Genomic DNA, 10,047 nt, shown 5'->3' with positions numbered 1-10,047 from the left:
AAGCAGGCGTTGGCAAATCCCGACTGGTGCACGAATTCGTCGGCTCGCTTGGCTTCAAGGCCGTCACGATCATCGAAGCGGGCGCCGAGGAAATCAACGAGACTGTCAGCCACGAGCTCGTTAGGCGGCTCTTCCTGTCCCTTTTCGGCCTGTCCGGTGACGAAGATGCGGCAACGACTATGCGCGCAATCGATCGAAGCGTGAGCGCTTTCAAGCTCGATGAGCGACATCGAACCGCCTTGCTCTACGCTCTCGGCCAGGTGATCGACGACCCCTCATGGGCGCAAATGCAGGGGGCCGAGCGTGCCTTGCAGGTGCGCGAGGCCTGTCTTGCGGCGGTCCACGGCGCCGCTGCGAAAAAGCCGCTTCTGATCCTGCTGGAAGACATGCATTGGGCGGATGCCATGAGCCTTTCGGCCGTGCGCCAACTCATCGCCGGCATTGCGGGCCACCGGATCCTGTTGCTGTTGACATCGCGGCCGGGGCTCGACGCCGCGTGGGATAAGACGGGAAATGCCGCGGTCAGCGTCACGACGATGCGCCTCGCTCCGCTTTCCGAGGAACAGGGCCGCCGAATGGCGACATCCCTTATTGGCGACGATCCCAGCCTGCGGTTGGCCGAGGTCGCACTGGTTGGTACCGAGACCGCCCTCTCCCACGAGAATGATGGTTGCGTGTAGTGCGAGCCCATTACGCGTTTGCGCCGCCGTCAACCGCAACAACGCTGCCCGTCATCATGCCCGCTGCGGGGCTTGCAAGAAACGCGACAACGTCAGCGATTTCACGTGGTTCCGCGAAGCGGCCGAGTGGCGAAAGACCAAGCTGAACGGCGGCATGCTCCCCATTCGCCGGATTTGACTCAGTGTCGGTCGATCCAGGCGAAACCAGATTGACAGTGATGCCCTGTGGTCCGAGTTCTCGGGCCAGGCCTCGAGTGAAGGAGAGCAACGCCGATTTCGACATCGCGTATGCAGTCACGCCCGGGAACGGGACGCGATCTGCCAATCCCGACCCGATAGAGATAATCCGCCCACCATGCGGCAGATGCGGTATGGCAGCCTTCGAAAATGCGAGCGGCCCGCGCACATTGACCTCCATCATCCTCTGAAACTGATCGAGGTCGATGTCCACAATCGGTCCAGCCATTCCGACGGCTGCGTTGTTAACCAAGATATCGAGCCCACCCAGCAGTTCGATTGTTGTTTCGACGGCTTGTTGGATTGCATGCAGATCTGCGCTGTCGGCCTGGATCGCGAATCCGCGCCGGCCGAGTTTCTCGATTGCAGCCACGATGCCATCGGCACGCTCAGGCGAAGCCTGATACGTAATGGCGACATCGGCGCCATGCTCAGCCAATGCCATCGCTATGGCGGCGCCGATGCCTCTCGACCCGCCGCTGACGAGGGCACGCTTGCCGTTAAGATCGATCATGTTTTCATCCTTCTTGCGCATGGTGCAGAAAGCCGGAATTCGGTCCTGTCGACGTCCTTCCGATGTTCTGCTTATGGCCGGAAAATATGGGTCGTTGAGCAACTGGACATTCCTGATCTTGCCCAAGCCTTGCCCAATCCTGCCAAACTGACTAACTCAGACAGATGCTGGATTCTTCTGATCCGACCCGTAGTCTGCTTCAAGACGCGATACCTTTCAAAGAGCGACGCCCGCAGATCGTTGGCGTGTCGACGCCTGTGCCGCGTCTGACGGTCTGGTCGAGCACACGCGACACATCACCGACGGCAGCACTGTTTGAGCCCATGTTTTATACCGTCCTGCGTGGCGCCAAGGTTTTGATTATGGGCGCAAATCGCTTCGAACTATCGACTGGCGCATGCGCAGCGTCGTCATTTGGCCTTCCCTATACGCACCAGCTGACGGGTGCGACGCCCGACCGGCCCTATGTCGGCATCAGCCTTCATCTCGATATCGATATGCTGCGGCGTGTCGTGCTCGAAATGCCCAAACGGGACGAGCGCTGGACATGTGCGGTTGCGGCAGGTGATTTGGCCGGCCCAGTCGGGGACGCGTTCCTCCAACTCGTCGGGCTTCTTGGCACACCAGACGATATCGACGTGCTCGCACCACATTATGAGGCTGCGCTTTACTATCGTCTGCTGCAAAGCTCGATGGGTGAAACGCTCCGCCAGATTGGCCATCGAGACGAGCGATTCCAGAAGCTCAAGGCTGCCGCCGACTGGCTTGCGACAAATTATAGCGACTCCGTGGTCGTTCCCGATCTGGCGGCATCTGCAGGCATGAGCGTCACCTCATTTCACCGGCACTTCAAAGCGATTACCGGATACAGCCCATTGGCCTTTCAACGTCATATACGTCTGCTGGAGGCGCGAAAGCTGCTGACGGCCGGTAACGGTAGCGTATCGCGCGTGGCCTTTGACGTCGGCTACCTCAGCCCTTCTCAATTCAGCCGAGAGTACAAGAGCATGTTTGGAAGCTCGCCGGTCGCAGATTTGCAGCGCTGATCACGCTCTCAAAGCGGTTGCAAAAGGATCCAGCGGTCCATCCTAAAGTCATCAAGTCGACGGAAGGAGTTCCTGTTCGTGGTCTCAGCGCAAACTGCGGTAAACGACCAGTTTATATAGCGTCTGCAGTTACCAAGCCTTCGATGGCTGGATTACAGCAATGGTCTGGTAGTCCTTGACGACGTCTGGCCTCAAACGTCAGTCACTATTTTCACAGTCACGATGCCACAGACATGTATCATCCAGTCGCAGCCTATGGTGGGGCCTTCACCATCTCGGATTGTATTCTAGGAGCCTCTGAGAGAGGACAGCTTGATCGAGGCGGAACTTCTGCAGTCCCGAAACAATCCACCCCAAGGCGGACGAGTGCCTGAGACCGACAAATGACGCGACCACTGCCGGTCGTGGACACCCGCCTGCCACCTAATCTCAACTGGTCACATGATCCGCTGCCCGTGGCTGTCTGGTTTAGAAATTTTCAACGTAGATCCGGCGTGACGGGCCTGGATGCGGCGTCACGATTGAACAGACGCGCCGGCCAGAGGCGCGTCGTGGAACGTGATCTCAAGCTCCAAAACGCGTCGGAAGATCGCGGAGATGCGATCGATATCGATGTCGGGATCGTCACCGGCCTCGTCCACCTTGCGGCGAAGCCAATGTGCCTGATCTACGAAACCGGGATCGGTGTGCAGCCGGACCCAGGTCGCCAAATGAGCATCTTGCAGACGATCCTGATCGACGTTGCGGCTCCAGGTCATATACATCCATTCGGCCGCGAACATCGCGCAGGCAATGTCGGCAAAAGTGCCGTTACGCGCAACCTCCGCCATGCCGCTGTCGAAAGCGATGACCGACCCCGGCAACGGGTAATCAGCGGGTGTAATCCCCCGTTCGAGGAAAACAGCTTCGAAATAGGCGATCTGCTCATTGGCGAGGGCATCGAGGATGGTGATGATCCTGCGCTTATCCTCCATGGTTTCAGCGCGCGTCAGCATGTGCGCGAAGATCGATATCGCCGTCTCTACGAATGCCCCTTCGTAAACGAGATAGGCATCGAATTCGGAGGGTGACAGCACATCGTTTCCGACGGCTCTCACGAAGCGATGGTTCAGCATCGCATCCAGGACATCGGCATTTTCGCTCAAAAGCCTGTCCGTGAGTGTCATCCGCCCAGCCCCTCCGCAACTGCATCCGCGAAAGCCTTCACTCGCTCGATGTCCACGGCGTTCCACCAGACGCCGCCATGCTTCAGCGATGAGGCGACAATGACGCCGCTCGTGCGCTCAAGTATGGCAACGACATTATCCTTCGTGACGCCAGAACCAACGAGCAGCGGCAGATGCGTCGCGCTGCCGACGGTCTCGATCTCCTCGAGCGTGGCGGTGTTGCCCGTTCTCTGACCGGTAGCGATGACGGCATCCACGTCAAAGAAAGCGAGATCGCGGGTTAGTTCCTCAATGGATCGGTCGGCGACGATTGCGTGGCTCCCGTGCTTCACATGACTGTCGGCGAAAACCTTGATATGTTCGGCCCGCAGCAACGATCGATACCGCATTGCCTCAGCCGCCCGCCCTTCCATGAATCCCTCATTGGCGACGTAGGCGTTCGCCCATTGGTTGACCCGGATGAATTTGGCACCGCCGGCCACGGCAATCGCGAAGGCGGGAATCGGCGCATTGGCGAGAACGTTGATGCCGAGCGGAATATCGATCTGACGCGCGATCCGGTCGGTGACCACTGACATGAAACCGGTGGTCTCCGGCCCGATATCATCGGGCTTGGAGAATGGCACATCCCCATGGTTCTCGATGATCAGTCCGTGAAGGCCGCCCTGTTGATATGCCTCCGCATCGCGCATGCACTGGTCGTAAATCGCGTCCATCGACGCGTCCCGATAGCGGGGCGCACCTGGAAACGCCGGGCAATGGACGACGCCGATCGTTGCCTTGTCGCGCCCGAATATTTCCCGTATTGCGCTGGTGTCCCGGTCCGATATCGTCTGCATCTGGTCTTCTCCAAGGTTGTTCATGCGCGCTTACGTAGTCGGCAACATCGCCATCGACGAAACGATCGCCGTCGATGAAATGCCTGCGCGTGGGGCTTCCATACTTGGGCGCCAGCAATCGCGAGACCTCGGTGGAAAGGGCGCCAACCAAGCAGCCGTGCTGTCGCGCACGGGTCTCGACACAACGTTGATCGCCGCTGTCGGCGACGATTTCCGTGCCGACAGCATCACCCGACGCGTCGAGCGGGAGGCGCTGGACGCGAGGCTTCTGCGCATTGAGGGCGGGGCCAGCGATTTTTCCATGGTTCTCGTTACTCCCGATGGCGACAATTCCATCGTAACCACGACGGATTCCGCCCAGAACCTTCCCCTCGACGCCGCCCTAGCAATCATGTCCGGAGCGAAAGCCGGCGACGTTCTGGTGCTCCAAGGCAATTTAAGCGACGCGACGACGCGCAGCCTGCTGGTCGAGGGCAAACGTCTCGGGACGATCAACGCCTTCAATCCATCCCCGGTACGGCCTTTCTTTGCCGCGTTCTGGCCGTTGATCGACATCGCATTCCTCAATGAAGGCGAAGCGGAACTTCTGACCGGACGCCAAGGCGAGGAGGCCATGCGGACACTTGTTGAGGCAGGTGTTTCGACCGCGGTGCTGACGTTGGGCGCCGAAGGCGCTCTGGTCGTGAGCGGTGCCGAAACCGTCAAGGTTCCTGCGAAAGCATGCCCGGTCGTCGATACCACAGGCGCCGGCGACACGTTCATGGCAACCGCGCTGGCTTCCGCCGCATTGCGCGGTGTTACGGTCGATCGCCTGGCGGTCGAACACGCAGCGGAAGCCGCGGCACTGACCGTCAGCCGGCGTGGCACATTTTCCGCTTTTCCGACGCGCATCGAACTCACTGCCATTCTCGCGCAGCGCTAGACTCGACCGGGCTCTGTCAGCCAACCGAGAATGTTCTTCCAGAGCTTGGGATAGCCGTCCCAGGCGCAAAATGCTGGCGACAGCCAGTGCGGACCGATGTCGGATGTCCAGGCAACGGTTCGCCCCTTTCCATGCCCGCCCGTCGCGAGCAGTGGATGGCCGCCCTGATCCGCAGGAAGCCGCGCCAGAAGTGTCGTATCTTTGCGGAGCTCGACCTCGTTGACGCCAAGCAGCAGAGGCCAGGTGCCTTCGAGGCCAGCGAGAATCGGATGGGTGCCTTCGACGATTTCCGCGATCGCACCTTCTGGGATCTCAACACGGTCGTCATAGGGAAGGCAGGTGACGGGCAAAGTGTCTTCCACCGGCGTTTTGCGCCAGCGCGCTTTGCCGTCGATACCTTGGAATGAGAAATAACCGCCGACCATCAGCAGGCCGCCGCCCTTCGCCACCCATTCCTTGATGAGCTTCAGCCTGTTAGGCACCGTCTTCGAGTGCAACCACACCGCCGGCGGTAGAAGAAACGAATTGGCACCGATATCCGACAGGATGATCGCGTCATGGGCGTCCAGCCCGGCCATTTCGAACGGGAATTTTTCGACCGCATCGTGAGCGGTCATATAGGTGAGCTCGAATTCGCTGTCTTTCAAAGCAGCCACTAATGGTTCGGCGCCCAGATGAAACGTGACGCTGCCGAACTGATCGAAGCCCTTGTAATGCGTTGCTGAACTCACCCAGCTTTCGCCGACGAGGAGTACCTTCTTCTTTGTCATGCTCGTTCCGTTCATTGATTGGATGGCGGCGCCTTAGCCCGCACTGGAAAACACGGCTTTCGGATTGGCGCGCATCAGACGCTCGAGCGCTGCATCGTCGAGCCCGTGCCGTTTCAGGCGCGGCAGAAAGTGACGGACGACGAAGGCGTAGCCGTTGCCGCCATAGCGGGTCAGCATTATTTTGACGAACACGTCCTGCGACAGAAGAATGCGGCCGAGATGGCCCGCCTCCGCAAGCCTGACGATGGCCCGGGCGGCATCGTCGTCGCTCGGACACTGAACCTGTTGATCCGCGTAGAAGTAGTCCATGCCGATCATGTCGTACTCGATGAAGGCACCGCGGTCCGCCAACTCGCTTTGATAGGCGAAATCATCATGCGAGGGGTTCATATGGCAGAGAACGGTGTGACGGATGTCGCCCCCCTCCTCTTCCACAATGTCCAGAACGCGGTGCGCGAGACGGTACCAACCCGGCAGGTGCACCATCAGCGGAAGGGCCGTTCGTGCTTGGGCCTGAATCGCGCCGCGCAACGATTTCTCCTCATCCGGCGTGAAGTCCGATGAAACACCGATTTCGCCGATCAGACCGATTTTTGCATCGGTTCGGTCAACACCGTCGACGGCCTCACGCACGATCTTGTCCGCCACGTCCTCAACGCGCATGTCGGCCAGTTCCGGCGGATGCGACGTCTGCAGGTAATAGCCGGACCCCATGACGATGTTGAGCCCCGTCGCCTTGGAGATCCGACGCAGCGCCTTCGGGTCGCGGCCGATTCCGATGCACGTGGGATCCACGACCGTGGCGCCACCCACTGAGACGAACTGCTTCAGTTCCTCCATCGCCAGCGGTTCCTCGTCGAGAGCGATGTTGTGCTTGTTGACGAAAGGGTCCTGGCGCAGCTCCGACAGGATTTCGATGGAGACGGGCATCTCAGCCAAATACTGCCGTTCCGGCTCCGTCGGCGGATTCCACCAGCAGCGGCAGTCGTTGAGGATGTGCTCGTGCATCAGGGTAACGCCAAGCCCATCGGCCGGAATCGCTCCGTCGACAGTCATGACCAGGCCCGACCTCACATGGGCAGGCGAACGCTCGTCGGATGGGCTCATCGGCCTCTCCTTTTGCCGAACCGGAAGTTGGCCGTGAAAATCCGCGTGTTGAGCCAGATTGCGATCAGGATGATCGCACCCGTCACGATCTGGGTGAAGAACGGCGAGATGTGCATCAGGATCAGCCCATTGCCGATCACGGCGATGGTCAGCGTGCCGAGAATGGTGCCGAGGATCGAGCCACGGCCACCCATCAACGACGTTCCACCGAGCACGACGGCGGCGATCACCTGCAACTCGAAGCCGACCGCCGCATTCGAAGAGCCGGAGCCCAGCCGGGCGGCGATCAGGATCCCGGCAATCGCGGAAGCGACGCCTGCGATCATGTAAACCGACGCGATCGACCAGCGTGCAGGCATCCCAACCCGCCGTGCGGCCTCGGCATTGGAACCGACGGCGACCACCTGGCGGCCGTATTTCGTCGCCGTCACAACAATATAGCCGAGCGCGGCAATCACGATGGCGATGATGGCTGGGACCGGAATGCCGGCGAGCGTGCCTCGGCCAATGTAGAAGAAGCCTGGGACGTCGGTGATCGGGATCGAATAGCCTTGCGTCAGATAGAGCGCGATACCGCGAAGTATCGAAAGCCCGGCAAGCGTCACGATAAAGGCGGGAATGCCCTGATAGGCCACGAACCAGCCTTGCATGAACCCGACGACCGCGCCGAACACCAGCATGGCGACGAGGACCAGCGGCCAGGGAAAGCCGGCAGCAAGCAGGATCGCAGCCAGTGCATTGACCAGTGCCACCTGTGAGCCCACCGACAGATCGATGCCGCCGGTGATGATCACAAAGGTCATCGCAACCGCAACGACGAGGATGGGTGCGGCCTGACGAATGACGTTCAGCACATTACCGAGCGTCAGGAACGTGTCCGTCGTGACTGAGAAGAACACAAGACACATGAGAAAGAAGAAGGTGATCGACAGCACTTGCGCGTGCTCGGTCAGGAAATCAGCCATCGCCGACCCCTGGCCGCGTTCGGTATAGGTCGTGCTCATCGGTGGACTCCTTCGCCGACGATCAGTCGGACGAGGTCTTCGAGGCTGGTGTCGTCGATCGCCCGCTCGGCCACTTTCGTCCCCTCGTACATCACGGCGATGCGGTCGCAGACGCGGAACAGATCCTGCAGACGATGGGTGATCAAGATAACGGAGACACCGCGTGCCTTGACCCGGTTGATGAGTGCCAGCACGGCTTCGACTTCGGCAACAGCAAGCGCCGATGTCGGCTCGTCCATGATCAGGACCTTCGGGTTGAACGATGCGGCGCGGGCGATGGCGATCGCCTGGCGTTGACCGCCCGACAGTTGGGCGACCTTAGCGGTCAGCTTCGGAATGCGAATCTCGAGGGCATCGAGCATCTTGCGGCCCTCGGCCAGCATCGTTGCCCGATCCAGAAAAAGCCCCTTGGTCGGCTCGCGTCCGAGAAACAGATTGCCGACGACGTCGATGTGGTCACACAGGCTGAGATCCTGGAACACCATTTCGATATGGCGGCGACGCGCTTCGGCGGGCCCCGTGAAAGACACTTCCTCGCCGTCCATGGCGATAGTGCCGCCGTCGGGGATATACGTTCCGGAAATGACCTTGGTCAGCGTCGACTTGCCGGCCGCGTTGTCGCCGACAAGTCCAAGACATTCGCCGGGATAGAGTGCCAGGTCGACACCGCGCAATGCTTCGACCGAGCCGAAACTCTTGCGGATGCCCGACAACTCGATGCGTGGCGTTGGCCAGTCAGCCCCAGACCGGGAGGGATCACCCCTCCCGGTCCCGGCCGTGGCCAAATCGAGCCCGGTTTCCACCATCACTGGAAGACGGCCCGGTATGGTTCGACGTTCTCTGTGGTGACGATCGTAATCGGCACCGATATTTCGGCATCGACCGTTTCCCCGGCTGTGATCTTGTCGAGCGCCTCGACGGCAGCCGAGCCCATTCCTGCCGGATCTTGCTGGACCACCGCCTGGACGAAGCCCTGGTCGATGCCGCTGATCGCTTGTGCCGTGAGGTCCCAGCCGAACACCTTGACGCTGTCCTGCTTGCCCTGGCTTTCCACAGCGGCGATGGCGCCCAGCAGCGCTGGCTCGCCTGTCGCATAGATAGCCGTCAGGTCGGGATTGGCCGTGATCAGGTTTTCGGCGGCGGAGAGTGCCGTGTCCTGCACATTTTGGCCATCGACGACGCCTGCGATCTCTATTCCTTCGACGCCTTCAAGGCCTGTTTCGAAGCCTTCCTGGCGCACGTTCTGGATGAAGGAGTTGAGGGCACCAACTATACCGAGTTTGGCTGTTCCACCCATGTCCGCCGCGACATAGTCGACGAAGTAAGCGGCCATGTCGGCGCCGGCGGCTGCGTTGTCGACGCCGATCTGTGCTTTCTGGGGACCTTCGGGCAGGATGGCGTCAATGGCGACGACCGGAATGCCGGCTTCATCTGCCTGTTGCACCGCCGGCATGATGCCGTTGACGTCGATAGCCACGACGATCAGACCATCGACGCCCTGCTGGATATAGGTTTCGATCGCGCTGTTCTGCGCGGCCGGGTCATTGTTGGCGTTGAAAATCACAAGCTCTGCGCCGGAGGCGTCGGCAGCTTCCTGGGCGCCTTCGTTCATCTGATTGAAGAAAAGTGCCTGCTGGTTGATCTGTACCAGAGCGTAGGTCTTGGCATCCTGCGCGAGCGCAAAGCTGGACGTGAAGCTGACCATCGCCGTTGTGGCCATGGCAGCAAGGGTAAGGCGTCTTGTCAAATTCATGGTCATTGT

Annotated in this window: 11 protein-coding genes; 3 read left to right on the top strand and 8 right to left on the bottom strand. The window is 60.3% G+C overall.

What is annotated here, in order from left to right; all coding sequences use genetic code 11:
* On the top strand, window positions 1–680 hold a 680-nt coding region (locus GC125_RS01105; protein WP_151983352.1), incomplete at its 5' end, for an AAA family ATPase.
* A 10-nt stretch (window positions 681–690) separates the two neighbouring features.
* Here GC125_RS01105 and GC125_RS01100 read toward each other — a convergent pair.
* A complete protein-coding gene (locus GC125_RS01100; RefSeq protein ID WP_151983351.1) occupies window positions 691–1,431 on the bottom strand; it encodes an SDR family NAD(P)-dependent oxidoreductase in 741 nt (246 codons plus the stop codon).
* A gap of 164 nt (window positions 1,432–1,595) precedes the next feature.
* On the opposite strand from GC125_RS01100, the gene GC125_RS01095 reads away from it, so the two are divergent.
* Entirely contained in the window at window positions 1,596–2,477 is an 882-nt protein-coding gene (locus GC125_RS01095; RefSeq protein ID WP_151983350.1) for an AraC family transcriptional regulator, read from the top strand.
* 515 nt (window positions 2,478–2,992) lie between these two features.
* Here GC125_RS01095 and GC125_RS01090 read toward each other — a convergent pair.
* Entirely contained in the window at window positions 2,993–3,643 is a 651-nt protein-coding gene (locus GC125_RS01090; protein WP_151983349.1) for a TenA family protein, read from the bottom strand.
* Window positions 3,640–4,482, bottom strand: a complete 843-nt coding sequence (locus GC125_RS01085; protein ID WP_151983348.1) for a BtpA/SgcQ family protein — start codon at window positions 4,480–4,482, stop codon at window positions 3,640–3,642. The genes GC125_RS01090 and GC125_RS01085 overlap by 4 nt, the downstream gene beginning before the upstream one ends.
* Before the next feature lie 22 nt (window positions 4,483–4,504).
* On the opposite strand from GC125_RS01085, the gene GC125_RS01080 reads away from it, so the two are divergent.
* Complete coding sequence (locus GC125_RS01080) at window positions 4,505–5,404, top strand: PfkB family carbohydrate kinase (RefSeq protein ID WP_151983347.1); 900 nt, start codon at window positions 4,505–4,507, stop codon at window positions 5,402–5,404.
* On the opposite strand, the gene GC125_RS01075 is transcribed toward GC125_RS01080, so the two are convergent.
* From GC125_RS01075 to GC125_RS01055, 5 genes are read right to left on the bottom strand one after another with little or no spacing between them, the layout of a single operon-like run.
* Complete coding sequence (locus GC125_RS01075; RefSeq protein WP_151983346.1) at window positions 5,401–6,174, bottom strand: glutamine amidotransferase; 774 nt, start codon at window positions 6,172–6,174, stop codon at window positions 5,401–5,403. The genes GC125_RS01080 and GC125_RS01075 overlap by 4 nt on opposite strands.
* A 33-nt stretch (window positions 6,175–6,207) precedes the next feature.
* Window positions 6,208–7,281, bottom strand: coding sequence for a phosphotriesterase family protein (locus tag GC125_RS01070; protein WP_151983345.1), 1,074 nt, complete (start codon window positions 7,279–7,281; stop codon window positions 6,208–6,210).
* On the bottom strand, window positions 7,278–8,285 hold the full coding sequence (locus GC125_RS01065) for an ABC transporter permease (protein WP_151983344.1): 1,008 nt from the start codon (window positions 8,283–8,285) through the stop codon (window positions 7,278–7,280). The genes GC125_RS01070 and GC125_RS01065 overlap by 4 nt, the downstream gene beginning before the upstream one ends.
* Window positions 8,282–9,091, bottom strand: coding sequence for an ATP-binding cassette domain-containing protein (locus GC125_RS01060; protein ID WP_151983358.1), 810 nt, complete (start codon window positions 9,089–9,091; stop codon window positions 8,282–8,284). The genes GC125_RS01065 and GC125_RS01060 overlap by 4 nt, the downstream gene beginning before the upstream one ends.
* Entirely contained in the window at window positions 9,091–10,044 is a 954-nt protein-coding gene (locus GC125_RS01055) for an ABC transporter substrate-binding protein (RefSeq protein ID WP_151983343.1), read from the bottom strand. Before GC125_RS01055 ends, GC125_RS01060 begins: the two co-directional genes overlap by 1 nt.
* Window positions 10,045–10,047: the final 3 nt, after the last annotated feature.

Origin of the sequence: Rhizobium sp. EC-SD404 (assembly GCF_902498825.1) — a bacterium.
In the GTDB taxonomy this organism is placed as follows: Bacteria; Pseudomonadota; Alphaproteobacteria; order Rhizobiales; family Rhizobiaceae; genus Georhizobium.
The sequence above is the reverse complement of the archived record's forward strand: the minus strand, read 5'-3'. Positions and strand labels throughout refer to the sequence as shown.